24 protein-coding genes and 1 tRNA gene are annotated in these 23,844 nt (G+C 46.0%); 11 read left to right on the forward strand and 14 right to left on the reverse strand.

From position 1 onward, the window contains the following. Nucleotides 1-18 precede the first annotated feature (18 nt). From ABIA61_RS07710 to ABIA61_RS07725, 4 genes are all read right to left on the reverse strand, one after another. Nucleotides 19-318: a PTS sugar transporter subunit IIB gene (locus tag ABIA61_RS07710; RefSeq protein ID WP_283652436.1), complete on the reverse strand. Its 300-nt coding sequence runs from the start codon at nucleotides 316-318 to the stop codon at nucleotides 19-21. Next, nucleotides 315-674 carry a PTS sugar transporter subunit IIA gene (locus ABIA61_RS07715; protein ID WP_283652437.1) on the reverse strand — a complete coding sequence of 120 codons (360 nt, stop codon included), beginning with the start codon at nucleotides 672-674 and terminating at the stop codon, nucleotides 315-317. The genes ABIA61_RS07710 and ABIA61_RS07715 overlap by 4 nt, the downstream gene beginning before the upstream one ends. Before the next feature lie 177 nt (nucleotides 675-851). Continuing rightward, entirely contained in the window at nucleotides 852-2,798 is a 1,947-nt protein-coding gene (locus ABIA61_RS07720) for a BglG family transcription antiterminator (protein WP_283657148.1), read from the reverse strand. A 45-nt stretch (nucleotides 2,799-2,843) separates the two neighbouring features. Continuing rightward, entirely contained in the window at nucleotides 2,844-3,914 is a 1,071-nt protein-coding gene (locus ABIA61_RS07725) for a LacI family DNA-binding transcriptional regulator (RefSeq protein ID WP_283657149.1), read from the reverse strand. 310 nt (nucleotides 3,915-4,224) lie between these two features. Here ABIA61_RS07725 and ABIA61_RS07730 point away from each other — a divergent pair, with 310 nt between their 5' ends. The 4 genes from ABIA61_RS07730 to glpK are packed head-to-tail and all read left to right on the forward strand — an operon-like array spanning nucleotide 4,225 to nucleotide 9,056. Beyond that, entirely contained in the window at nucleotides 4,225-5,688 is a 1,464-nt protein-coding gene (locus ABIA61_RS07730) for an L-fucose/L-arabinose isomerase family protein (protein ID WP_283652440.1), read from the forward strand. Nucleotides 5,689-5,742: 54 nt separating this feature from the next. Beyond that, nucleotides 5,743-6,588, forward strand: coding sequence for a transketolase (locus ABIA61_RS07735; protein WP_283652441.1), 846 nt, complete (start codon nucleotides 5,743-5,745; stop codon nucleotides 6,586-6,588). A gap of 2 nt (nucleotides 6,589-6,590) precedes the next feature. Next, nucleotides 6,591-7,526 (forward strand): transketolase family protein, encoded by a 936-nt coding sequence (locus ABIA61_RS07740; protein ID WP_283652442.1) that lies wholly within the window; start codon nucleotides 6,591-6,593, stop codon nucleotides 7,524-7,526. 12 nt (nucleotides 7,527-7,538) lie between these two features. Beyond that, on the forward strand, nucleotides 7,539-9,056 hold the full coding sequence (glpK, locus tag ABIA61_RS07745) for a glycerol kinase GlpK (RefSeq protein ID WP_283652443.1): 1,518 nt from the start codon (nucleotides 7,539-7,541) through the stop codon (nucleotides 9,054-9,056). Between the two features lie 86 nt (nucleotides 9,057-9,142). Here glpK and ABIA61_RS07750 read toward each other — a convergent pair whose 3' ends face one another. Next, nucleotides 9,143-10,021: a LysR family transcriptional regulator gene (locus tag ABIA61_RS07750; RefSeq protein WP_283652444.1), complete on the reverse strand. Its 879-nt coding sequence runs from the start codon at nucleotides 10,019-10,021 to the stop codon at nucleotides 9,143-9,145. Nucleotides 10,022-10,156: 135 nt separating this feature from the next. On the opposite strand from ABIA61_RS07750, the gene ABIA61_RS07755 reads away from it, so the two are divergent. After that, complete coding sequence (locus ABIA61_RS07755; protein ID WP_283652445.1) at nucleotides 10,157-11,368, forward strand: MFS transporter; 1,212 nt, start codon at nucleotides 10,157-10,159, stop codon at nucleotides 11,366-11,368. 179 nt (nucleotides 11,369-11,547) lie between these two features. Here ABIA61_RS07755 and ABIA61_RS07760 read toward each other — a convergent pair whose 3' ends face one another. Then, on the reverse strand, nucleotides 11,548-13,608 hold the full coding sequence (locus tag ABIA61_RS07760) for a glycosyl hydrolase 115 family protein (RefSeq protein WP_283652446.1): 2,061 nt from the start codon (nucleotides 13,606-13,608) through the stop codon (nucleotides 11,548-11,550). 202 nt (nucleotides 13,609-13,810) lie between these two features. On the opposite strand from ABIA61_RS07760, the gene ABIA61_RS07765 reads away from it, so the two are divergent. Beyond that, nucleotides 13,811-14,518: a GntR family transcriptional regulator gene (locus ABIA61_RS07765; RefSeq protein WP_283652447.1), complete on the forward strand. Its 708-nt coding sequence runs from the start codon at nucleotides 13,811-13,813 to the stop codon at nucleotides 14,516-14,518. 65 nt (nucleotides 14,519-14,583) lie between these two features. Here ABIA61_RS07765 and ABIA61_RS07770 read toward each other — a convergent pair whose 3' ends face one another. Next, complete coding sequence (locus ABIA61_RS07770) at nucleotides 14,584-15,783, reverse strand: enolase C-terminal domain-like protein (RefSeq protein WP_283652448.1); 1,200 nt, start codon at nucleotides 15,781-15,783, stop codon at nucleotides 14,584-14,586. Between the two features lie 258 nt (nucleotides 15,784-16,041). Here ABIA61_RS07770 and ABIA61_RS07775 point away from each other — a divergent pair, with 258 nt between their 5' ends. Beyond that, on the forward strand, nucleotides 16,042-17,427 hold the full coding sequence (locus tag ABIA61_RS07775) for a PTS transporter subunit EIIC (protein ID WP_283657150.1): 1,386 nt from the start codon (nucleotides 16,042-16,044) through the stop codon (nucleotides 17,425-17,427). 517 nt (nucleotides 17,428-17,944) lie between these two features. Here the strand turns inward: ABIA61_RS07775 and ABIA61_RS07780 are convergent. After that, nucleotides 17,945-18,030: transfer RNA gene (locus tag ABIA61_RS07780), tRNA-Leu, on the reverse strand. A gap of 248 nt (nucleotides 18,031-18,278) precedes the next feature. On the opposite strand from ABIA61_RS07780, the gene ABIA61_RS07785 reads away from it, so the two are divergent. Next, entirely contained in the window at nucleotides 18,279-18,437 is a 159-nt protein-coding gene (locus ABIA61_RS07785) for a hypothetical protein (RefSeq protein WP_013311032.1), read from the forward strand. A gap of 134 nt (nucleotides 18,438-18,571) precedes the next feature. Beyond that, a complete protein-coding gene (locus tag ABIA61_RS07790) occupies nucleotides 18,572-18,763 on the forward strand; it encodes a hypothetical protein (RefSeq protein ID WP_283652451.1) in 192 nt (63 codons plus the stop codon). 72 nt (nucleotides 18,764-18,835) lie between these two features. On the opposite strand, the gene ABIA61_RS07795 is transcribed toward ABIA61_RS07790, so the two are convergent. The 3 genes from ABIA61_RS07795 to ABIA61_RS07805 all read right to left on the reverse strand — a co-directional run bounded on the left by ABIA61_RS07795 (nucleotide 18,836) and on the right by ABIA61_RS07805 (nucleotide 19,650). Next, complete coding sequence (locus ABIA61_RS07795) at nucleotides 18,836-18,988, reverse strand: hypothetical protein (RefSeq protein WP_200893493.1); 153 nt, start codon at nucleotides 18,986-18,988, stop codon at nucleotides 18,836-18,838. 98 nt (nucleotides 18,989-19,086) lie between these two features. After that, entirely contained in the window at nucleotides 19,087-19,413 is a 327-nt protein-coding gene (locus ABIA61_RS07800; RefSeq protein ID WP_283652452.1) for a YnfA family protein, read from the reverse strand. A 54-nt stretch (nucleotides 19,414-19,467) separates the two neighbouring features. Continuing rightward, nucleotides 19,468-19,650: a hypothetical protein gene (locus tag ABIA61_RS07805; protein ID WP_044648234.1), complete on the reverse strand. Its 183-nt coding sequence runs from the start codon at nucleotides 19,648-19,650 to the stop codon at nucleotides 19,468-19,470. Nucleotides 19,651-20,000: 350 nt separating this feature from the next. Between ABIA61_RS07805 and ABIA61_RS07810 the strand changes: the two genes are divergently transcribed. Beyond that, a complete protein-coding gene (locus ABIA61_RS07810) occupies nucleotides 20,001-20,279 on the forward strand; it encodes a hypothetical protein (RefSeq protein WP_283652453.1) in 279 nt (92 codons plus the stop codon). A gap of 32 nt (nucleotides 20,280-20,311) precedes the next feature. Further along, nucleotides 20,312-21,343 (forward strand): glycosyl hydrolase, encoded by a 1,032-nt coding sequence (locus ABIA61_RS07815; protein ID WP_404580031.1) that lies wholly within the window; start codon nucleotides 20,312-20,314, stop codon nucleotides 21,341-21,343. 68 nt (nucleotides 21,344-21,411) lie between these two features. On the opposite strand, the gene ABIA61_RS07820 is transcribed toward ABIA61_RS07815, so the two are convergent. The 3 genes from ABIA61_RS07820 to ABIA61_RS07830 form a co-directional block, all read right to left on the reverse strand. Next, complete coding sequence (locus ABIA61_RS07820; protein ID WP_025685324.1) at nucleotides 21,412-21,627, reverse strand: hypothetical protein; 216 nt, start codon at nucleotides 21,625-21,627, stop codon at nucleotides 21,412-21,414. Nucleotides 21,628-21,784: 157 nt separating this feature from the next. After that, a complete protein-coding gene (locus ABIA61_RS07825) occupies nucleotides 21,785-22,888 on the reverse strand; it encodes a glycerol dehydrogenase (RefSeq protein WP_283652455.1) in 1,104 nt (367 codons plus the stop codon). Between the two features lie 133 nt (nucleotides 22,889-23,021). Beyond that, nucleotides 23,022-23,570 carry a GNAT family N-acetyltransferase gene (locus ABIA61_RS07830; RefSeq protein WP_283652456.1) on the reverse strand — a complete coding sequence of 183 codons (549 nt, stop codon included), beginning with the start codon at nucleotides 23,568-23,570 and terminating at the stop codon, nucleotides 23,022-23,024. Nucleotides 23,571-23,844 lie beyond the last annotated feature (274 nt).

The following is a 23,844-nucleotide window of genomic DNA, read 5'->3' on the forward strand; positions in this document are numbered from 1 at the left end:
ATATGGCAATGTCTTCCTTTATAGATTTAACGCTTCGGCAAGTACCTTTTCGCCATTCATCATGCCATAATCCATTCTGTCAATTACGCTTACTTTGATGCCTTTAGGCTCGTATCTGGTTTTAAAATCGTCTTCCAGGTAGCCGACCTGCGGTCCAATTAGGAGTACATCCGTTTTGTCCGCATACTCTTTAAAGGAGCTTTCGGAAGTAGCTCTGATCTCAACCTCAACATTTTGAGCCTGTGCGGCCTTCTGCATTTTCTGTACCAGCATACTTGTAGACATTCCTGCTGCGCATACGAGCGTAATTTGTTTCATTTGTTATTCCTCCCCGATAATGGTGTGATGGATACTGCTGCTTCGTAACGGTTCAATCTGCTGTAAAGTTCCACGATATGCCCCGCCAGATCCTTTGTCGTAATGGCTGACATGAGATGGTCTTGTGCATGCACCATTAGCAGTGTCACTTCATGAGTTGTCCCACCCGCTTCCTGCTGGATCAGTCGCGTCTGTGATTTATGCGCTTGGACCAGCTCGTTTTTGCATTCTTCAAGACATTCTGCTGCCTGCTCCGCATTACCCTTCTCGGCAAAGCTGATGGCTTCCATAGCTTTACTCTTCGCAATACCCGAATTTGTTATAAGTCCCATTATGATTTCCTGATACTCATCCATTGAATTCACCTCATGCATTTCATCTCTTTAGCTTACAGATTCAGTGTATACGATTCTTGCCGACTTCTAAACGCAACTCTTTTCCACTAGAAGCGGAAATGCTTACAATGAAAAAAATAGAAAAACTCCGCACGATGCTTGTCCAGAATCCAAGCAGATGTCGTGCAGAGCTTTATTTTAATACAGTTTATGTTTGACGATAATTTGAGCAAAATCTCCATAGGTTTTGCATTCCAGCATCTGCTGGATAATATCGGAGTCGTCAACCAATCCCATCAGATGCTTATACATTTTCGCCGGGGGCTCGTCACCGTTTTTGTTAATACTGAGCAGGCAGACGAGCTGCACAGGCTTGCCAGACCAATCTATGGGAGATTTCAGTGCACAGACCGCCCATACCGTCCGATTGCTTTGCGGAATAATGGGATGAGGAATGGCTACCAGATTTCCGTAAGCTGTAGGAGCAGCATTTTCTCTTTCCAGCACCAGTCCGATGAATCCCTCGGAAGAGCGGATCAATCCGGAAGCATGCATTCTTTCTCCCAAAAAAGTAATGATCTCTTCCTTTGTGGTGAAGTTCTGTCTTAGAAATACAAGCTCTTCCATAATATAGCGGAAAGTATACTCCCCTTCACCCGTCAGCAGCTCTTCAATCTTATCGATGTCACCGCCGCCAAGCAGAGTCTGGACTACCACGACCGGAACGGATAATGTCTGCGGGATTGGAACTGTGCTTACCACAAAATCAATGTCATGCAGAGGAACCTGCTGCAACTTGTAATACTCGGTCGTGCCAGCAACCTCAAGCCTTTCACCGAACTTGCTACGCAACTTGTAATACAGCAAGCGGGCACTTCCAACACCCGAAGTGCACACGACAAGGCAGCGTTTAGGTCTGTTGTTCATCTGCTGCCTTTCCATGGCGGCTCCGATATGAATCGCCAAATAACCCATTTCTGTCTCTGGTATAGCCATATTCAACTTGCTCTCGATCAGCTTGGCACCTATGACCCCCGCCTGAAAAGCCAAAGGATAATTATTCTTTACATGATCCAGCATCGGATTACGGATATTCATCCCATATTTTACGCGATTCAGTGCCGACTTCAGGTGAAGACATATGCCCATTAACAGTTCTTGATCCCGGCTGATATTCAGGTTAAAGCCCTTGTCAATTTCATCCAGCATTTCTCTGCCAAGCTCATAAATTCCCCGATCCAAGAGCTTCTGAGGCCCCGCCTCTACCGTCTGTTGCTCCGTAATTCCCTCAAACCACTTGTTCCCGGCCAGATGCATGGCGATATAAGCAACTTCATCTTCCGGAAAGGTCAAATCCATTTCCTTTTCAATGTGGCAAACAATATGCTCAGCGGCTCGAAATTCCTCGGTAGCCCGAAAACCTCCCTTTTCATCGGAAAGCATCGCGACCCGGTTCCCATTACGAATGCGCTTGCAAGCTATAGCGATATGAATGGACAGGTTGTTGAAGGCAACATCCGACAAGGCGACCCCGTGGTTCTGGATTTGCTCCATAATAATATCGCGAATCAGTGTCATTTCCCATGGAGATACCATCCTCGACGCAGCCTCCACACCCCCAGTCCTTTCTTCAGAACGGTTGACGATGAATTCAGACATGCAGAAACGTAAGCGAACCTCGTCGCCCCTCAGCTTGACACCGTAATTCGGGCGCTTATCAATGCCGATTCCGTATGCCTGCAGCATATGCTTAACCTCTTTGAAATCATTTTGTACGGTGGATTTGCTAATGTATAACTCATCCGCCAACTCTTCCAGCTTCAAATAATTTTCTGTAAACAGGAGGCGCGAGATTAAATAACGCTGTCGGTATTCAGGAGAATTGGGATCATCCGGTTCGTTATACAGGAACAACTGCTGTAGGAGCGTACGAAAGCTGCGGTCGTCCGTGATTTTCAGTTCATACCCCCTTGAACGAACAGGCTGAATCGATGCTCCATGCTTGGCCAGAAATTCATCCAGTTCTCTGATATCGCTACGTACGGTACGTGAAGTAACCTGGATCAATTTTGCCAGATGCTCGCTCTTGACAGGAGTGTCCGCAGCCAGCAAATGCTGTAGAATCGAAACCATTCGCGTATTCATTCAAAGTGACCCCCTCCCGTTCTTTTGTCCAAATCTGTCCTCTACTCAGACCTGCTCGATTACCTCGCCTTTAGATACGAAAGTGGCAGGAGCAGCACAGGAATTGCGCTCTACAAATTTCGTATCCACTGTGATTTTTGCCGTAACCTGCGTTCCCTGCTCAATAGTATCGGTCAGGAGATCGACAGCAAGAACGGCCATTCTTTCTTTTTCTACATGAATGGTCGTTAGCTCCGGCGTGACAATGACCGATTCCGTAATGTTGTCAAAGCCGATAATTGAAGTATCCTGCGGCACCCGGATACCAAGCTCGCTCATGGTCTTCATAGCACTGATAGCAATATAGTCGCATTCGCAAAACCAGACCGTCGGTAAAGTTTTTCCGCTCTCCATATAAACAGTTAGCTGCCGATTCAGATCCTGCTGCGATGTAAGAATGGTTGGAGCTACCGCCAGCATTAGTGTCTCCGGAATCTTCAGCCCCCGTTCCATGAGTGCCGCCAAAAATCCGCGTTTACGTTCCTCAAAATTATGAATCCGTACATTAGAAGCAATATATCCGATTGAGGTATGGCCCATGTCGCATAAATAAGCTCCTGCCTGATAAGCACCCATAACATTATTAATCTGGATAAATTGTACGGGAAGCGTATCAAAGCAGGTATCCAGCACAATCAGATTCGGCAGCTTGGCATGAATATCACTGATTTGCTCACGGGTCAGATTGGTCCCCAGAACGATAGTCCCTGCACTGCGTTTCTCCTCTGCAACCATCTGGATATCCCTCTGGAAAAATTCTACGTCGACCGTCGAAAAGATCAAAGAATACCCTTTTTGTCGGCAACGCTCCTCAATAAACTGGATTAATTCTTTAAAAAATGGCTGTTGATAGTATTCCTCAAGGACAATACCCGAATTGGTACACACGAGAAAAAGCAAGGACTTATCACTTCTCGTAGCCGTTATCGTCTTACTTTTGGGACTGTATCCTGCCTCGTGGGCTACCTGGAGAATACGTTCACGCGTATCTGGACCAATTCCCGGCTTGCCACTGAAGGCCAGTGAAACAGCTGATTTGGATACGTTGGCCAGCTTAGCGATGTCTTCCATTTTCATGCCCTAATTCTCCATTCTCAATAAGATGAACACAGCAGTGAAGTGAATAACTGAAGTTTACACCGAAGTGAGATACGATGCAATATTTAGCTGAATTTATTCATATTTGTTTAGTTATTAGTTTAGTTATACAACTAAATATCACTAAATAGTTCATTGACACCGCTTTAATTCGATGTTACTATGGCTTCGACATAGAAATAGTCATCGAATTTAGTTTTTTTCAACTAAACTTATTACTTTAATTTAGTTAATTCATTTTATTTTGTTCAGCAAATGTTGTTTATTCGAGTACAGAGGAGACATGATCATGAAGAAATTAAAGTTGGGTTATGCTCCGACGCGCCGATTTACGTTCAGCGCCGACGATGCCTTTAAGTACAAAGTGGAAATTCGCAAGAAAATTGAGAGCTTTGGCATGGATATCGACATTGTAGACCTGGAGGGCCTTAATGAGGAAGGCTTGCTGTATGACGACCATATAAACGCGGATTTAATTGCAAAGCGATTCAAAGAGGAAGAAGTCGACGCTGTTTTTTTCCCACATTGCAACTTTGGTACAGAAGATACTGTAGCCCGTGTAGGCAAAGCGCTCGGCAAGCCCGTCCTGTTGTGGGGACCGCGGGATGAAGCGCCGCTCGCGGACGGCATGCGCCTTCGCGACACCCAATGCGGTATTTTCGCCACAGGTAAAGTGTTGCGAAGATTCGACGTTCCCTTCACTTATGTAACGAACAGTTGGGTGAATGATCCGGTTTTTGAAAGGGGCTTTACCAACTTTGTGGCTGCCGCCAACGTTGTGCGTCAGTTCAAGAGCTTGCGCATTCTCCAAATTGGCCCCCGCCCCGCTTCGTTCTGGACGATGATGTGCAATGAAGGTGAGCTGCTCGAACGCTTCGGCATTGAGATTCACCCCATTACCCTTGTCGACATTCAACTGAGAACCAAAAAAATCGCCTCCAGCAACAGCTCTGAGCTTCTGGAAACGATGGATTACATTAAAGAAAAACTCGATTACAGCGAAGTGACCGAAGATGACGTAAAACGGATAGCTGCTTTAAAGGTTGCCATGAAATCTTTCGCCCGTGAGACAGGAAGCAGCGCTATCGCGATCCAGTGCTGGTCCTCTTTACAGGATGCCCTATCTATTATGCCATGTCTTGCCAACGCTATCCTGACTGACGAGCAAATTCCAGTTACTTGTGAAACAGATATCCATGGAGCCATTACTTCCATTATGGTGCAGGCCGCCGCCATGAACACATTGCCGACCTTCTTCGCGGATATTACTGTTCGACATCCCGAGAATGATAACGGCGAACTTCTCTTCCACTGTGGCAATTTCCCGGTCTCGCTCTCCGTAGAGAACAAACCGAAATTGCGTAAGCATTTTCTCTTCGACGACCATTCGCCCGGAACGCATGAAGGCGAAATCCGCGGTGGCGGTATGACTATTGCCCGATTCGACGGCGACCACGGTGAGTACTCCATGTTCCTCGGGCGTGCCCGGGGTATTGAAGGTCCTTATACCCGCGGCTCCTACGTATGGGTGGAAGTAAACGATTGGCCGCTGTGGGAGGAAAAACTCGTAAAAGGGCCTTACGTCCATCATTCCGTAGGTATCCACGCCAATGTGATCCCGGCCATTTATGAGGCCTGCAATTATATACCCGGCCTGACGCCTGATCCGGTCGATCCCACGGAACAGGAAATTCAAAGCTGGCTTAGAGGATCCGATCTCGCCCGTAATAAGCGCCCGAACATTCACGTTTGAGACGTCTAAAGTGACAAAGCCCATCCCTATAATATCTATCTTGAGGAGGACATTATGGAAATCCAGGAACTGAAAGTCAAAGCCGCACAAATCCGCATGGACCTGCTAACCATCATTCACCGCGCCAAAACGGGACATACGGGGGGATCGCTGAGCAATACAGACATTTTAACGGCTTTATATTATGAAATCATGAACGTTGACCCTGCCAATCCAAAATGGGATGACCGTGATCGCTTTATCGCCAGCAAAGGGCATTCCGTAGAATCTCTGTGGTGTATTCTGGCCGACCTGGGCTTTTTTCCAAAAGAAGAGCTGGAGACCTACAGCCAGTTCGGTACCCGACTCATTGGCCACCCGAACAACAAGGTTCCAGGGATTGAAATGAACACCGGGGCCCTCGGCCACGGCCTGCCCATTTCCGTCGGCATGGCATTAGCGGCCAAGCGGGATGACCGTCCTTACCGTGTATTTTGTCTAATGGGAGATGGCGAGCAGGCCGAAGGCTCCAACTGGGAAGCCGCTATGGCAGGCTCTCATTATAAGCTGGATAACCTGATCGGCATTATCGACCGCAACCGACTCCAGATCAGCGGTGCTACCGAAGAAGTCATGGGACTGGAGCCGCTGGAAGAGAAGTGGGCTGCCTTCGGCTGGAACGTCGTCTCTATCAACGGCAACAATATGGAAGAATTGCTTAAGGCATTCAGAGCCGCCCCTGAAGTAGCGGGAAAGCCAACGCTAATTATGGCCAATACCACCAAGGGCAAAGGCGTATCGTTCGCCGAAAATGTCCCGGCATGGCATCACCATGTGCCTAATGATAAAGAGTTGGAGCTGGCTCTCATAGAGCTAAAGGCAACGATCGAAGAATTGACGCAGAAAGGGCAGGTGCATTAAGCATGAATAAAATTCCTAATCGCCAAGTAATCTGTGACACATTGCTGGAGTTGGCCAAAGACGACCGTGATATCATGGTACTGGCCAGCGATTCGCGTGGTTCTGCTGCAATGGCTCCCTTTGCCAATACGTTCCCGGAGCAGTTCGTCGAGGTCGGCATTGCCGAACAGAATATCGTAGGCATGTCCGCAGGCCTGGCCCACAGCGGCAAAAAGCCGTTTGTGACTTCACCAGCCTGCTTTCTCAGTATGCGCAGTATTGAACAAGTCAAAGTTGACGTTGCTTATTCGCGGACAAATGTGAAGCTCATCGGCATTAGCGGAGGCGTCAGCTACGGGGCGCTTGGCATGTCACACCACTCCGTGCAGGATATCGCAGTAGCCCGGGCAATTCCGGGACTGGCGATTGTAATGCCTGCTGATCGGCACGAAACGAAGAAACTGACCGAAGCGCTTGTAAAATATGACGGCGGCGTATACGTGCGAATCGGGCGTAATCCCGTTGAAGACGTTTACGAAACCGATGATTACCCATTTGAAATAGGCAAGGCCATCACTGTGAGAGAAGGCAACGACGTTACAATTATTGGTGTCGGTGAAACCGTGCGAATCGCACTCGATGCCGCCAAGGCACTCAACGACGAAGGCATATCCGCCCGGGTAATCAACATGCATACAATCAAGCCGCTGGATGAAGAGGCGATCATCACCGCTGCACGTGAAACTGGACGCATCATTACCGTTGAGGAACATAGCATTTACGGCGGTCTCGGCGCAGCCGTGGCAGAAGTTGTTGTGCAGAATCACCCGGTTCCTATGAGAGTGCTCGGCATCCCTGATGAGCCAGCGATTGCCGGTAAATCGGCGGAAGTTTTCCACCACTACGGCATTACGGGTGACAATATCAAACAAATTGCATTCGAATTGATTAATAAGTAGAGGGCGAAGCATATGGAGCACAATCAACAATATATATTGGCCATCGACCAGAGCACTTCAGGCACCAAAGCACTCCTTGTAGACCATCAGGGTGCAGTAATCGCCCGCAGCGGGATGGAGCATAAGCAATATTACCCCCATCCCGGCTGGGTAGAGCATGATCCGCTCGAAATTTATGAAAATGTCAAAATAACTGCCCGCAGCGTATTGGAGCAGGCTTGCGTACATCCATCCGCACTGGCTGCGCTGACAATCACCAATCAACGCGAAACGGCACTGGTGTGGGATAAGACGACTGGTCAGCCAATATATAATGCTGTTGTCTGGCAGTGCCAGCGTACGGCGGACCTGTGCGCCGAGCTGAAGCAAGCCGGCCACGAAAGCACCATCCACGCCAAAACAGGGCTTATGCTTGACCCTTATTTCTCCGCTGCCAAGTTCAAATGGATCATTGAACATACGGAAGGAGCTGCCAACCTGCTGGCTGAAGGGAGGCTGCTTGCAGGGAACATGGACAGTTGGCTGGTCTGGAAGCTTACCGGCGGTAAAAATCATGCAACCGACTATACAAATGCCAGTCGTACATCGCTGTTCAATATCCACACGCTGGAGTGGGATGAAGAGCTTGCCCGGCTGTTCTCCGTTCCTTCTTCCCTGCTGCCCGAGGTTAAACCATCTGACGCTGTATTCGGATATACGGCAGATTGCGACCTTTTCAATGAGAAAATACCGATTTCAGGCGTCATCGGGGATTCACAAGGCGCATTGTATGGGCATCTGTGTTTCAAGCCCGGAACAGCCAAAGCAACCTTTGGCACGGGCACCTCTGTATTAATGAACGTAGGGAATCATCCGGTGGATGGCGGTGACGGACTTGTAACCGCTATCGCCTGGGGGGCCGGCGGAACTGTTACGTATGCGCTTGAAGCCATCATCCGGACAACAGGTGACAGCATCAAATGGACGCAGGACAATTTAGGGCTGTTCTCTACCTTTGAGGAGATGCAGCACTTAGTCGAAAGCGTTCCTGCAAACGATGGCGTCTATCTTGTACCTGCCTTTGTCGGAATGGGCGCTCCCTATTGGAATCCCTATGCCCGAGCGGCAATTATCGGTATGAACCGTGGAACTGGCAAAGGACACATTGTCCGGGCTGCGTTGGAGAGCATCGCTTACCAAGTACGGGATGCTATAGAGTTTATTCAGGAACAGTCCGGGATTGAGTTGGTCGGCCTGCGCACGGACGGTGGGGCTTCCTCCAACACTTGGCTGATGCAATTTCAGGCCGATATTCTGGGCAACCTTGTGACCCGATCCACATGTGCCGAGCTGTCCGCCATGGGTTCGGTCTATCTCGGTGGGCTCGGCACAGGCTTTTGGTCCGATTCAGATCAAATCGCTTCCAATCTTAAAATGTATGAAGCATATGAACCAAAGATGGATGATGCTACCAGAGAGAAATATTATACTGGCTGGCAGCGGGCTGTTCAGTCTGTAGTGCAACAACAGCATGAATCTCCCGTTTTATAAATAATCTCTATACTTCATTCCTCATATCTCCCCAAAACAATCCATACAAAAAGGGCCCTTGCTTTTGCAAAGGCCCTGTTATTAAATTACTCACTCGAACGATATAGCTGACTCAACACTTTTACAAACTCACGGGCTGCCGGGGTCGCTTCATCAAAGGAATGCGCGATAATTCCGATATCCCGCGAAATTTGGGGAATGATCTCTTTAACGATTAGTGAATGGGACACCGAGGAAAGCGTAAACTTCGATATAATGCCAATGCCCAGCTTTTTTTGGACCATATGGACTAAGGTTTCAGCCGTTTGGACTGTGAGACTCTCCTGGAAAGGAATTTGCTGCTCATGCAAGGTGTTTAATACAGCAGATTCATGTCCTCCTTTACAGAAGATAAGGTCGTTCCTGTTCTGTTCCAGAGAAACCTCATGTTCTGCTTGCAATGGATGATTCTCCGGTATGATCGCAACCATGGAATCGTGTTCAAGAATATGGACGTCATAATGATCGAATGGAGAAGCTACTATTCCAATTTCAACAGTGCGATCCTCCACCCATTGTTTAATTTGATTCGAGTTTCCTTCCATCAGTTCAATAGTGACATCGGGGTATTGGGAGCGGAATAAGCAGATCGCTTCTGGAAGCAAGTTCGTAGAGGCTGCCGGGAAGGAGCCTATTTTTACTTTACCGCGTAAAAGCTTATTCTCCTGACACGCAAGCTGAACCATTTTATCTTCGATTTCCTTCATTTGTCTGGCCAGACTCAGCATTTCTTTTCCCACTTCGGTCAGTACGAGTCCATTCTGCTTGTCGCGAATAAACAATTTTACCTGCAAAGTATTTTCAAATTGGATCAAAGCCTTGCTAACCGCAGGCTGGGAAATAAACAGCGCTTTGGCAGCCTCCGTCATATTCATTTTCTCCGCAACCTTCATAAACACTTCAAGATGATTCATATTCACAGACATACACCCATTATAACCGTACGGTTATTCCCTCTATGAAATAATAGTATTTCAGTTATATCAAAACATACCTTATGATAAAAAACAACTCCTGCTCCTTATGAGCAGATGTAATGCTTGATAGAAGGGGATTGGAATATGAATTCAAATCTGAATTTTACCGCACGCACTACCAGAGATACAGCTTCATCTAAAGGACTTCCATGGGGCGGGTTACTGGCGCTTGCTATGACCGGATTTATTTGTATTCTCACCGAAACGCTTCCCGCTGGTCTATTGCCACAAATCAGCAAAGGACTGGGAATATCGGAAGCTTTGGCTGGCCAATTGGTCACGTTGTATGCTCTAGGTTCGCTCGCTGCCGCAATCCCGTTGACTGCCGCAACACGGGGCTGGCGACGACGGCCTTTATTATTGCTCTGTATCATTGGCTTTCTCATATTTAACACCATTACGGCACTGTCTTCTTACTATATCTTGACGCTGGCTGCCCGTTTCCTTGCAGGCGTAGCCGCTGGTGTGTTATGGGGGATGCTTGCTGGCTATGCCCGGCGAATGGTGCCGGATGCATTAAAAGGACGCGCCATGGCTATCGCCATGTCAGGAACCCCGCTGGCTCTTGCCCTTGGCGTTCCGTTAGGAACGTTCCTCGGTGCGCTTGTTGGCTGGAGAACGGTTTTTGGTACCATGTCCTTTCTCGCGGTAGTCTTAGTCTTCTGGGTACTCTGGAAACTTCCGGATTTTCCCGGACAGGCTACCCAACAGCGACTCCCACTGAGTAAGGTTTTCACGATTGCCGGTGTACGTCCCATTTTACTTGTCGTTTTGGTTTGGGTGCTGGCGCATAATATTCTGTACACCTATATCGCTCCTTATTTGAATCAGGCTGGACTGTCCTCCCGAACGGATGTGGTGCTGCTTATTTTCGGGATAACTTCGGTTGCCGGAATTGGATTGATCGGTGCATTGATCGACCGCTGGCTGCGTCTATTGGTACTCATGAGTACCCTTGGCTTTGCTGTAACTGCTGTAGCACTAGGAATCGGAAGTCACCAACCTGCTATCGTGTATTTAAGTGTTGCCCTGTGGGGACTGACCTTTGGCGGTGCTGCTACCTTATTACAGACCGCCTTGGCCGAAACGGCAGGCGAGAGCGCAGATGTAGCTCAGTCTATGCTTGTAACTGCTTGGAATTTGGCCATTGGCGGGGGCGGCTTGCTTGGCGGAATTCTTTTAGAGACGCTTGGGGTTCGCTCTTTCCCGTGGACGTTGCTTATCCTTATGCTTCTTGCCTTCGTCGTTTCGTGGGGGGCCAAGGAACACGGGTTCTCTACAAGAAGATATGTGTAGACCTGAAACTCAAGAAACGATATAGAAGGAGAAATTTTGTTTAGAGGTCAGCAGGTGATGGTAGCTTGAAAGTTGCATCATGAGATATGCAGAAGCTAAATGAAACATGGGTTAAGTTAGAAAGAACCTTCCATTCCATCTTGATGGATTGGAAGGTTCTTTTACCAGGACCGACTCCTCTAATATAGCACCTTCTCCAAGCAGCGTGCCAATTCATCATCGGGTAGCGGCTTGCGATGCGTATTCTCCAGGTAGATATGTTTCTCTGTTTCCGCCATTACATATTGTTTGTACCACAGGAACATATCGGGACTATCTCCCTGAATCCGCAGAAATCTCCGCACTGTGTCCGCATGAGAAATGGTGTTATCGAGATTAGTCAACCAATCCGCCCGGTAGAAATGCTCCCATCTTCCAGTCCCTGCGAGCGAGAGCATTTCTCTACCCGTCTGGTAGCTCCAAACGGCTTGCGAAGCTTGTATAAATGCTCGTGGATAATCTCCTTCAAGAAATAACCCGTAAGCGATGCAGATGTTAGCCAGCCCGCGACAACCGCTTAGATGCAATTCAATCTGTACAAGAAGCTGATTATATAGTCTGCGATATTCATCTTCAGGTAATTGTTTCATAATTTGTAGACACCGCTCTCGCAGTTCAACCCAGCCCGGGATAGCCGACTCGGCTTTTTCCTTGAACCAGCGTACCTGCTCAGCAAAAGGTCTTTCTCCAGCAGCCCAGCACAGCCGTTGATCACTTCCTTCTTTGCCTTGCAACCAAAAGCCCATCATTTGCCGCGCTGGATGGTGATAGAATTCCTCCCCCGCCCGATCATCCTTATGCGGGCCATAAACAATAGTACAACGGGAATAATCCCGGTATAATTGGAAAATCTCTTGATGCTGACGACTGTACAACCGCCCGATAAAGTCAGTAAGCTGCTGTTCAGCATCCACGTTACCATACGTCCATAAATTCGCTGCCAAATCCAGAGTATATAAATGTGGCAAAATATTACCTGAATTGACCAACAGATACTCGTCTGCTCCTGCGACAAATGCTGCCGTTAATTCGTCCACAATCAGCTCGGCTGAGGAGGGAAATTGAGTAAGATGGTTCGACGCCTGCAAGTCGTGGAAGGTCACATGATAATATACACCGTTCTTGCCTTCATCCTCCACCTCGGGCAATGCGGGTACACGATGATTGAGATTCCCATGGCGCCGGGATACCATTTTACCGTAACCATTGTCCGCCCATATTTTAATCACCCCTTCGGGGACTTCAATATGACCCTGCTTGTATAACTCGGCAATCTCGCCATACATCGCCATACTGCACACAGGCTGCTCTACAAATTCACTGATCATACTGTACTGCTTGCGAACCACATACGATATTAATTGTCCACGCTTCTCCGGCGTATTAAAGGAAGGATCATTTTCCCAAAAAGGCTTGTCTCCCTGCCCACGAAAAGACAATACCCATACAATTTTCTCTCCCTTTTGCCGTTCAATCGCTTCCTGCCATAGCTGCTCAAACAGCTCGGGATGCTCCTTGTAGCTGGCCTGTTTCCCCGGAAAAGCACGCAAAAACATCTCTGCACCCAGCGGCTCGGCATGATGATGTGTAATCCATAATCCCATTTCTACTGCAAGCTTATGATGAATACCCGTGCGTGGTAAATCCGTTCCCGGTATCACCATGTTGCCACCACAGCGTAGTAACGCTTCAAAAACGGGCTCCCACACCTGCTCCGTTGGCGGATAATCATCCTTCCAGCCAATCAGGCATACCTCATCATTGACGAACCAGCCCCGATAGCGAACCTTGGACGGTATACTGTCATAATCCTGGCTCGACAGGACTATTGTATCCCGCTTGGTCGGAGGGAGTTCCGCCCAGAACCAGAACGGCTCCACACCAAGCACGAAGCGACTGTAATGAAGCAACCCATAAATGATCCCCAGCTCATCACGGCCAATGATATGAAGTACCGTTCCCTTGCCACCTGCAACAAAACGAAGACAATAGCCCTCTGGCCACTGTGGACATCCTTCCTCTTCCTGCGCATAACGGATAATTATCGAGGCCTCTTCTTCTGCTTGCAAGGGCTCTCTGCCAAACACTTGCTTATGATCTCGCGCAATCATTCTCCAAGCGTGGGCAACTGGCACACTTCCGACAGCTTGAAGATTGTATCCGCTTTCAGATGAAATGATCAGAGGTTCAAAGGCTTTCATTTATTGTCATCTCCTATTCAACGATGAAGACTCTTCTTACCTTCATTTTATAGGTTGGTGGCATACTAAGCCCAACGGGACATGAAGATTTGCTAGAGATAAAATGTCCAAGAAAGAGAAATAATTACTATAATCACTTGATAATAGTTGCTATAACAGTATGATAAAAATATCAATGAACCAACGACTAGGGGGCTTATTAGTGAACAAAAGGGAATTTGTAATTCACGATTTATTGAGCAAAATCTACCAAAATCATTATCCTGACTGGAAACTGCCGACGGAAAGAGAACTCGCGAAGCAGTATAATGTTTCAAGGTACACCATTCATGAATCAATCAAAAAATTAAAATACATGGGCCTGGTTAAAGTCGTTCAGGGATCAGGCATCTTCATTGGAAAGAATATTCAGACCAGTCCGCTCATCTATAACTCTTTAACTGAGAACCCATACTCCAACATAAAATCCAAAGTAATCGAGTTGCAAAAGCAACCCGCTACTCCCGAGGACCAACAGATTTTTGGAATAACAAGTAGCGATGAGGTATGGGTATATCAACGTCTAAGAATCGTTAACTATCAAACGATGCAATTAGAGTTGTCCCGATTACCTGTTATTTTGTTTCCAATCCTTACGCACACGGATGCCGAACACTCCATTCAATCCTACGTGAAAAAACATAAATATACGATTTCGCATTACCTAAATACCTATGAGGCAATCGCCCTTAATAAAGAACAGGCTATGCTCTTGCAACAAAAGAGAAAGAGCCCAGCGATGAAAATATCAAGCCGCGGCATTCTTAATAATGGGATTATCTTTGAGATAAGCGAAATCGTAGCCATTGACTATAAATGTACGTATTTGACAGCCTTCAATAACGAGCATCACAAAAGAAGAAGCTTATAGAAGCATTCAACTAAACAGGCAGCTTCTCCAGCATAAGGGTCCCTATATGCTGGAGTATTTTTGTTTTAAGGGGTCATCAGTGTTCCATCTGGCAATCTCGCCTGCGTCCATTCGTGCATCCTGTATTCCACTGGATAATTTTTCGCCCGTTCTTCATTGAATTCCACGCCGATGCCCGGAAGTTCAAGAGGGTAAATGTATCCGTCTTTAGCGTCTATGATGGGCGTAAAGATGCTGCGTGTGTTCTCCTTAATCGGAATATTCTCTTGGATCGCGGCACTGTGCAGGTGAATATTAAGATGAGTGTTAACGGCGATTCCAATAGGAGTAATGTCTGACGGTGTATGCCAAGCAATTCTAACTCCGAATGCCTCGCATAAGGCTCCGAGCTTAAGAGCAGGCGTGATCCCTCCAATTTGAGATACATGGCAGCGAATAAAATCAATCTGCCTGTTGACAATAAGGCTTCTCCATTCTAAAGGATTATTGAACAGTTCCCCGGTGGCTATTGCAGTTGAAGTTTGGGAGCGTATCTGACTTAACCATTCATTTTGATCCGGCGGTAAAATGTCCTCAACAAAGTACGGTTTATAGCATTCGAGGTCTTTTGCAAACTGTACGGCTTGATTCGGGAAAAGTCGTTCATGCACGTCATGCAGGATATGAAACTGGTCATTATATTTTGACCTTAATAGAGCAAACATCTTGGTGGTTGTTCGCATATACTCGTCCTGGTCATAATAGGAACCCTGGGTAGGGTAATCCGGAGCGTGCAAATGCGAAGGATTCCCTCCATAAAAGCCAAGTTGGCACCGGATATGTTTATATCCTTGCTCAAGAATACCATTAATCTCTCGGTATAAATCCTCGATGTTGTCTGCAACTGCATGAGTATATGCAGGTATCGCATCCCTCGATTTGCCTCCAAACAGCTGGTACAAGGGCATATCGGCAATTTTACCCTTAATGTCCCACAAAGCCATATCCACCCCAGAAATAGCGTTATTCAGTACAGGTCCATTACGCCAATAAGAGTTGACCATCATCATATGCCATAAGTCCTCAATATTGTTGGCGTCTCTTCCAATCAATATAGGTTTAAGGTACTCCTCGACGAGGAGTTGAACGGCTTTCGGGCGCTGCTGAAAAGTGGCGCAACCATATCCCGTAATTTTATTATCTGTAGTTACTCTGACGACCACCAGATTATGTCGATCAGGTTTAAGCACAAAACATTCCACATTAGTGATGATGGAAGGGTTCATATGTCTCCTCTTTTCTAAGAATTTCTAGGTTTATTGAAACATGTTTGAAATGCAGAATCAATTTGGCTGGGTAAATTGTCGAATTGTTTAAAAAAACCAATCCAATTTATCATAAAAATCTCAAAAAAACCTTATGTATCAAGGTTTTTTTATAAAACAAAGCTTATTTTGGACTGCTTTTATTCACCAGACCTTTGTGATACCATTCAGAATGTAAACGGAACCAATACTTTATATTCCTAGGACAGGAGAATTTTAATGAACAAAGTGAAAGCGGTACAAGACATGATTTATGGGGTCGGAGGAGAAAGCAATATTCAAAACGCTTGGCATTGCATGACCAGACTCAGGTTTGATTTAAAAGATAAAAACAAAGTGGACATAGAGAAAATTAAGGAATTGGACCCGGTTTTGGGCGCGCAGTTTAATAATGACCAATTCCAAATCATTCTTGGTCCTAAAGTCGCGGAATATTTTAATATTTTGGCCAGTGAATTAAAGCTAACGGATGTTCAAAAGGAAGATGAGGCAAGCTCTGAAAAAAAGAAGGGGTTTGTTACACTCTTCATGAATATTGTATCCGGCGTGTTTGGGCCTATCGTTCCAGCTATTGCCGGGGCAGGATTGATCAAGGGACTTATCGCAGGGCTGACCGCCCTCCATATCATCTCGGATCAAAGCGAAACCATTCAGATCATTAACATGATGGCGAGCGGAGTATTTACGTTTTTACCGTTTTTCCTGGCAGCATCGGCGGCTAAAATTTTCAAAACCAACGAATATTTAGCGATAGCAATCGCTGCTACCATTATGTTTCCAACGATGGTGGATGCGGCCAAGGCCGGGGAACTTTCCTCGTTTCAGTTTTTAGGCTTTATACCTATCCCAGTGTTTAACTACACCGGTACAGTAATCCCGATTATCTTTGCCGTATGGGCGATGAGCCATATTCATAAAATCGTCAACAGGTTTATTCCAGAAGTGTTAAAAACCGTAGTTACGCCAACGTTAACCTTGTTTATTTCGGGCTTCCTTGCATTATCCGTTATCGGTCCCATTGGCATTCACCTAGGCAATGGCTTGGCTTGGCTTGTTCAAGGCTTATTCGGTATCTCTCCCATCCTTGCTGGCGTTGTTGTTGGTGCGATTCGACCTTTGGCCGTCTTTACTGGCATGCATCATGCAATGACTCCGATTGCTTTGCAGAATTTTGCAACACAAGGTTACGATATGTTAATGCCTATGATGTGTATGGCTAACTTTTCAATCGTAGGCGCAACATTTGCAGTGTATTACAAGGTAAACACACCTAAAGAAAAATCTATTATTGTTTCAGCCGCCGTCTCCGGTCTTTTGGGAATTACTGAACCCGCTTTATTCGGTGTTCTAGCTAAGTACAAAAAAGCTTTTCTAGCCGCCATCATCGCAAGTTCAGTTGCTTCGGCTTTTATCAGCTTTTTCGGTGTCCGATTGTATGGATATGTGTTATCGAGTATATTTAGCATTCCCGCTTACTTCGGGCCTTACTTTATCTATGCCATTTCCGGAATGATCATTGCTGTCGCACTCTCCTTTACAATCTGTTATCTGTTTCTAAGCAAAGTAGATGTTGCGAGAGCAAATGAACCTACGCAGCTCAAATAATCGTTTGTCATGGCTTCCAAGCTTTTTTAAGATCAATAAATCGTTTTAAAGTATCTAAGATTATGAGTGGAGCCTGACCTACTGTATAAGTGTTGTCAGGCCCTTCAGTTACTTTCTTTGTTGCCCGTATTCGGCTTTTTGCACCCTCCAGTGGACGTGTGCCAGTATCCAGCGTCACGAACATGGCCGTGTAGTTCGAAGCTCAACAAACGTTTTTCGTTAGGTACAGCTAATATCACAGTCAGCACATCAACATCGACCGAACTGCTGGCCCTCTGTCTTTTGTTTCTTTACAGTAACCAGATGGTTATTAAATAATTGTCGCCTATCGGTCCCGTTGCCCGCGTTCGGATTAATACACCGTAATCTTGACAAAACAAAAAACGCCCCTCCGGATAGTAACGGTGAGGCGTTTCGTTGGCCCTGTATACCTATAACGGAACATTCCGCAGATATACAGGACCTCTTGTTATTTTCGTACATTTAACTCTGATGTGACCGTGGTAAAGCATACTAATGCCGAGGACCGGGATCGAACCGGTACGGTAGTCACCTACCGCAGGATTTTAAGTCCTGTGCGTCTGCCAATTCCGCCACCCCGGCATAAATTTAGGAACGCTATTTTTCATACTTACTTGACTTATAAGTATCGGAGAAACATCCAGCTTATGTACAAAATGGTTCTCGCTATGTAAATACCGTTTTATTGGGCACCAACATATAATACGACAATTTCATCGAGTTGTAAAGTGTTTTTTTCTAAAACAATAAAATTTCTTTTTTGTATAACTTGGGCCCATTTGAATTACAATAATAAACGTCTTTCCAAACTACCAGAAGGGGTGTTACGAATGCGTGAAGGTATGATTCCAGCTGTTCTTGGAACGGTAGTATCGGCTTCAGGCGCTGTGTTGCTGAGCAGTAAGTACAAGCTTGCGGCTACAGGCATTCTCGGTTTCGGACTGGCTCATGTTGTTCTGGGAGCGATTGATCTGATTGAGCATCGCTAGTCGTTTGGGAAGTGCCGGGCGGGAGCTATTTCCTCCCCGGCTTTATTATTATAGCCGCTTTAGCTGCCTTGAGCGTTAACGTTTATATAAAGCGTACAATATGCTTGCACTCGTAAAGGAGCGTGTGATGTATTATGAAAGAAAACATTAGGGAAGAAAAGAATCGCACCGTCGATCAGGTCGAACATGAACAGTCGTTAGATCAGCGCGAGCCAGGCTTTAATCGTATTCCTGACATCAATGCCGATACTCCTGCTGCTACAGATATGATTGATGAAGCTATAAACCGTGGCCTGGACAAGCTTCGTAACGATTTTACAGATTAAAACCTGGGTCATAGGGCACGGGTTACTTAAGTAGCATTTAACTAAACAGCCTTATATAGTGATTCCTAGAGATCACTTGAAAATAAGCATAAACCAGCCAATAATCGAGACCCAAAGCACAACACTAATCAGGATTCCCCATACGATACCTACTGAGAAATTCCCTTCACTCTTCGGTACAGCATGGCCAAATTTCATTCTAAGCTTCATTTGATTCCAGTTCATAGAACCCCCTCCTTAAGTTCTATTTCGGAATATGAAGCTCATTTATGTAGATCAATAGTCATGTTTTTCAAAAAAATAAAAAAGGGTTTTTTGTCCTATCATCCAGATCGGGGAAAAAGTATTACGGCTATTCCGACCAAGCAAATCAAGCCACCCACGATATCGTACAAATCAGGTGTCTTTTTATCAATCCACCATCCCCATGCAATGGAAAGGACTATAAAGACACCCCCGTATGCTGCATACACACGCCCAAAGGAGGAGAAAACCTGAAAGGTCGCAATGACTCCGTAGACAGCCAAAATCACCCCGCCGCAAAGTCCGACATACCATGTCTTCCCTTCACGCAGCCACTGCCAGATCAAGTACCCTCCCCCAATTTCGGCTATGCCAGCCAGCATAAAAAGTAACGCTGCCTTTAACACCACTTCACACCCCTGTTCTTCTAATCTTCTTGGTTTTATTTTTAGATGTTATCCTTAGAGCACTCGACCTAAAATAATAATCAACGCAATCACGCCAACCAGAATAAGCAGATTGCTGACCTGACGCCATAAGCCAGAGGCTCCCTCAGAGTGAAGCTTCCGCTGGTTCGCATCAAAATTCGCTTTGGCTCCTTCAGCATCTACAGGGCTAGAAAACGGTCGGTTATCTTCATTCATGTGAATGGCCCCCTTATCAATATCACCTTAATGATACCAAACTTTCCCGCTGATTTCGCGTTGATTTTATACTCATGCTTACTGTATATTTCCCACTTCTCCTGCATATTTATGAAGTGTACAACTATGTGTCAATATTTCACTGAATATAGAGTACGATGGCGAATCAAGGCAGAGTAGGTATTTTGACACCTTTTATTGCAGGACGGTAGTTATGGTATAATTTAGTCAACTTAATTAGATTGTAACGAGAGTACAACTACTTGCCTACCTATATTGAATTCACATTCATGAATCCGCACCCGGTTACAACCTGCATATTCTGATTGTAATTTAGGAGGAGGATACCGATGTCCCCAATCATTTTAGCTACTTTAATGTTAACGGGCATGTTTTTATTTCAGGTAGCCATCGTTCTGGGCATCATACACTGGATTTCCAAGTGTAGCCGCCGTCCAGCGCAAACCAAAATGGTTCTTACCATGGGTTTGCTTGCGTTGATTTTCGGCTTCCTTCTGCTGGAAAGCTGGATATATTCACAGGAACCGAACTGGTTGGTTTTCTCCTGTTTGCTAATAATCCTCATTAGCGCATGTATCCAGCTGAGAAAGCGCAAAGAAAACTTGTAATTTCATCATGATGTCATCAAAGGAGGAGCGCCATGAAATCTCACTCAATACGCTTTTGGTTGCAAAGGGTGCTACTGCTACTACTTGTTTTACTATTCAGTGTCTTACAGCAATCGTTCATTATAGCTGATGCCGCTCCGCCTGTTAATTCCCAGGCCTCTGCCAAAGCCAGGCAACTACTCACCTACCTTTCCAATGTGCCGGGGGGTACGCTAATTTCCGGGCAGCATGATTATTTGGAGGCACCGGATGAACAAAATAACAAGCTACAACAAATCAGCGGACAATATGCAGGACTCCATGGCTATGAGTTTGGAGGATTAGCCAATCAGTCCCACGCAGCCTTACAAGAGCAACGTCTGCGTGTTGTGGACAGTGCGATCCAGTGGAGCCAGTCTGGCGGGATTGTAGCGATCACCTTTCATCAGGCGTTACCAGGTAAACCGAAAACGTGGAAAAACGTGCAAACCAAGCTCAGTCAGGCGGAATTTAATCGTTACATCACACCGGGTACCCCGCAATATCAACAGCTGATTGCAGATATTGATGAGGTTGCACTCTCCCTCAAAACCTTGCGGGATGCAGATGTGCCTGTTTTGTGGAGACCCTATCATGAAATGAACGGTAACTGGTTCTGGTGGGGGAACAAACAAAATTACGCCAAACTGTGGAATGTGATGTATGACCGATTCGTTAATGTTCATCATCTAGATAATCTGTTATGGGTATGGAGTCCGAATGCACCGAACGTATACAGCACACCGTACAGTCGAACTTTTCCAGGCATAAACAGAGTGGATATTCTCGCAGCTGACATATACAATAATGATTACAAAGCCTCTTATTACACCGGACTGCTCAAGCTTGCACAAGGCAAGCCGATTGGAATTGGAGAAAGTAATATTCTGCCGAGCGCCAATGTACTAAAAAATCAACCCGCCTGGGCTTATGCCATGACTTGGGGAAAGGAACTATCCACAACCAATTCGCAATCAGCGATCAGAACATTTATGAATCAAAATAATATTATCACACGGGACCTTCTCAACGAGGCTCTGCGCTGAAATAACAAAAAAAGCTTCAACTTCGCTCTATGAGTGAAATTGAAGCTTTTTTGAGTCTAACCAAGCGCTTAACTATTTCTAATCACTTCTTCCAGATCAATATCGGCATACGCCTCTTCACCGAGATGCACAGATACAATGGTATAGATCCGCTTGGTCAATCTCGACATCAGTCGATCTCCCGGCGCTACTGAATATTCTTCCCGATAATCTCCAATTTTATGAAAACCGCTGGACATATGGATGTACAAACTGCCTCTTCGTGTTTTACCATGTACCAACATCAAATCTCCTCCTGCTGTAACCATTCCTAATTTCATCTGTTACATGTATATCGGTCAGAATAAGATATGATATAAGTCCGCGTTTAAACCAAACGGGCCTGCCAGTAATATGACAGACCCGTTTTTGCAAAAGATATTTTCGTTCTTTAGGGAAAAACTATCCCTGATAGGATTCTGCAATCGCATTTGCCGCAATGATGGCGTTGTACACGTCAGCAGGACTGACCGGAAACGGCATATTGACCATCGTGTCATTCGATGCACAGGCAGCTTCGGCTACTTGACGCCATTCAGCCTCGACAAACTCCTCTACACCCAGATCACGAAGCGTCAATGGAAGACCTACATCCTTAACCAGTTTGATGACCGTTTCCAGTTCCTCTTTCGGTGCATTTTCCAGCACCAGCTGAGTTAGCAAGCCGAATGTGACCTTCTCGCCATGCTGTGCTTTATGCAGTAAAGGAACAGCCGTCATGCCATTATGAATCGCATGAGCTGCTGCCAAACCACCTGATTCCGCACCAACACCACTCAGATAAATTGTCGCTTCAATGGTATCTTCCACCGCACGAGTATATACTTTACGATCCACCGCAAGCTTGGCTTTCACGGCATTTTCCAGCAATGTATCATAACAGAGACGGGCAAGCCCCAGCCCTGTGGTGGAAGGCTTGTTCAGCACGAGGTTGTCCCCATTGGACTGATAACAAGCCCGCGCTTCAAAATAAGTAGCCAGCGCATCGCCGATGCCAGCTGCGAAGAAACGTGCAGGCGCCGCTGCCAGAATGCCCGTATCTGCGAGTACAACGTCGGGATTGGTTGGCAGGAACAAATACTCATCAAAGGAGCCATCTTTCTTGTAGATAACCGCAAGGGCTGTACAAGGGGCATCCGTAGAAGCAATCGTCGGGAAAATAACGACAGGCAGCTTTTCATAGTAAGCCGTTGCCTTAGCGGTATCCAGCGTTTTCCCGCCGCCGATTCCTATAATGATGTTAGCGCTATGTTTGCGCACCAATTCCCGGTTACGCTCAATTTCTTCTTTAGTACATTCATATTGAAATTTCTCGAAAATGGCCTGATTGCCAGCCGCTTCAATAGAAGCGCCAGCCTCCCTTTGAGCCCTTTCAAGTATAAACTCATCGCAAATAATAAAGGCTTTATCGCCATAATCCTTAATGTAGTCATTTAACGACGAGAGCAGATTTTGGCCAGAAATAAATTTCTTGGGTGAAGTGACGGACCTTACAACGTTTGTCATGTAAATTCCTCCTTAGCTTTGACTCACACCGAAAACACTATGTATCTCAGTATGTGACAACTTAACTATAGACCTCTTTTGACCCTGTTAAAAGACTGTTTATGGAATATTTTATGAACAAATTGTGTATCTCTCAAACTTTAACGCTTTCATTCCATTCGGAATACAGCATCCCCATCATAATACGGTCGTAACTGTTGCCATCACGAAGAACAGCCGAACGAACCCTGCCCTCAAGCTGGAAACCCGCCTTTTCGTAGGTTCGAATGGCCTGTTCATTGTACTCAATAACATCCAGACCGACCCGATTCAAATTTAATTCGTAAAAAGCATAACGAAGAATGAGACGCACCGCTTCCGCACCGTATCCCTTCCCACGGTAGTCCGTATTGCCTATGCCAATCGCCAACTGGCCGATCCGATTATTCCACTCAATCCCGTGAATGGCCACAAATCCGATCAGGACATCATCTGCTAACGTTCTCAACCGGAAATAGACCTCATTCGAACTGGGTGAACCTTCCGATTCCATTTGCTTCAGCGTATAAGGAAGTGCCAAGTCCGTATCCACATTTCGCAGATACTCCGCATCCTCTCCCCATTTGAACATCGTTTCGGCATCTTCTTCCCTGACAGCGGATAGTTTAATCCGGTCCCCATAAAATAAATTTTCGATTGTCATGACACTCCATCTCCTGTTTTATGTTGTCCCATTTTCGCTCTAGCTATTATGCTATTAAACGTCCGCAATATAAGCCCCCTCAGGAATTCAATGTATAAACTTTACAAAACAATCGGACAAAACACAAACAAATAGCCATAAACTATCCATTCATCCTTTTTTATAGAAAAATATCCCTGATTCTGATAGACTATAATCAGTCTAATCCCCTACATATTTGTATAAAGGACCGGGACTATAGTCATGAACAGAAAGGAAGAGTAAGGATGAACAA

It is taken from the genome of Paenibacillus sp. RC21 (assembly GCF_044907935.1).
In the GTDB taxonomy this organism is placed as follows: domain Bacteria; phylum Bacillota; class Bacilli; order Paenibacillales; family Paenibacillaceae; genus Paenibacillus; species Paenibacillus terrae_A.

What these genes read in the sequence shown, in the direction of transcription:
- ABIA61_RS07710 (WP_283652436.1), bottom strand. Translation starts at nt 318, where the DNA reads ATGAAACAAATTACGCTCGTATGCGCAGCAGGAATGTCTACAAGTATG.
- ABIA61_RS07715 (WP_283652437.1), bottom strand. Translation starts at nt 674, where the DNA reads ATGGATGAGTATCAGGAAATCATAATGGGACTTATAACAAATTCGGGT.
- ABIA61_RS07720 (WP_283657148.1), bottom strand. Translation starts at nt 2,798, where the DNA reads ATGAATACGCGAATGGTTTCGATTCTACAGCATTTGCTGGCTGCGGAC.
- ABIA61_RS07725 (WP_283657149.1), bottom strand. Translation starts at nt 3,914, where the DNA reads ATGAAAATGGAAGACATCGCTAAGCTGGCCAACGTATCCAAATCAGCT.
- ABIA61_RS07730 (WP_283652440.1), top strand. Translation starts at nt 4,225, where the DNA reads ATGAAGAAATTAAAGTTGGGTTATGCTCCGACGCGCCGATTTACGTTC.
- ABIA61_RS07735 (WP_283652441.1), top strand. Translation starts at nt 5,743, where the DNA reads ATGGAAATCCAGGAACTGAAAGTCAAAGCCGCACAAATCCGCATGGAC.
- ABIA61_RS07740 (WP_283652442.1), top strand. Translation starts at nt 6,591, where the DNA reads ATGAATAAAATTCCTAATCGCCAAGTAATCTGTGACACATTGCTGGAG.
- glpK (WP_283652443.1), top strand. Translation starts at nt 7,539, where the DNA reads ATGGAGCACAATCAACAATATATATTGGCCATCGACCAGAGCACTTCA.
- ABIA61_RS07750 (WP_283652444.1), bottom strand. Translation starts at nt 10,021, where the DNA reads ATGTCTGTGAATATGAATCATCTTGAAGTGTTTATGAAGGTTGCGGAG.
- ABIA61_RS07755 (WP_283652445.1), top strand. Translation starts at nt 10,157, where the DNA reads ATGAATTCAAATCTGAATTTTACCGCACGCACTACCAGAGATACAGCT.
- ABIA61_RS07760 (WP_283652446.1), bottom strand. Translation starts at nt 13,608, where the DNA reads ATGAAAGCCTTTGAACCTCTGATCATTTCATCTGAAAGCGGATACAAT.
- ABIA61_RS07770 (WP_283652448.1), bottom strand. Translation starts at nt 15,783, where the DNA reads ATGAACCCTTCCATCATCACTAATGTGGAATGTTTTGTGCTTAAACCT.
- ABIA61_RS07775 (WP_283657150.1), top strand. Translation starts at nt 16,042, where the DNA reads ATGAACAAAGTGAAAGCGGTACAAGACATGATTTATGGGGTCGGAGGA.
- ABIA61_RS07785 (WP_013311032.1), top strand. Translation starts at nt 18,279, where the DNA reads ATGCGTGAAGGTATGATTCCAGCTGTTCTTGGAACGGTAGTATCGGCT.
- ABIA61_RS07790 (WP_283652451.1), top strand. Translation starts at nt 18,572, where the DNA reads ATGAAAGAAAACATTAGGGAAGAAAAGAATCGCACCGTCGATCAGGTC.
- ABIA61_RS07795 (WP_200893493.1), bottom strand. Translation starts at nt 18,988, where the DNA reads ATGAACTGGAATCAAATGAAGCTTAGAATGAAATTTGGCCATGCTGTA.
- ABIA61_RS07805 (WP_044648234.1), bottom strand. Translation starts at nt 19,650, where the DNA reads ATGAATGAAGATAACCGACCGTTTTCTAGCCCTGTAGATGCTGAAGGA.
- ABIA61_RS07810 (WP_283652453.1), top strand. Translation starts at nt 20,001, where the DNA reads ATGTCCCCAATCATTTTAGCTACTTTAATGTTAACGGGCATGTTTTTA.
- ABIA61_RS07815 (WP_404580031.1), top strand. Translation starts at nt 20,312, where the DNA reads ATGAAATCTCACTCAATACGCTTTTGGTTGCAAAGGGTGCTACTGCTA.
- ABIA61_RS07820 (WP_025685324.1), bottom strand. Translation starts at nt 21,627, where the DNA reads ATGTTGGTACATGGTAAAACACGAAGAGGCAGTTTGTACATCCATATG.
- ABIA61_RS07825 (WP_283652455.1), bottom strand. Translation starts at nt 22,888, where the DNA reads ATGACAAACGTTGTAAGGTCCGTCACTTCACCCAAGAAATTTATTTCT.
- ABIA61_RS07830 (WP_283652456.1), bottom strand. Translation starts at nt 23,570, where the DNA reads ATGACAATCGAAAATTTATTTTATGGGGACCGGATTAAACTATCCGCT.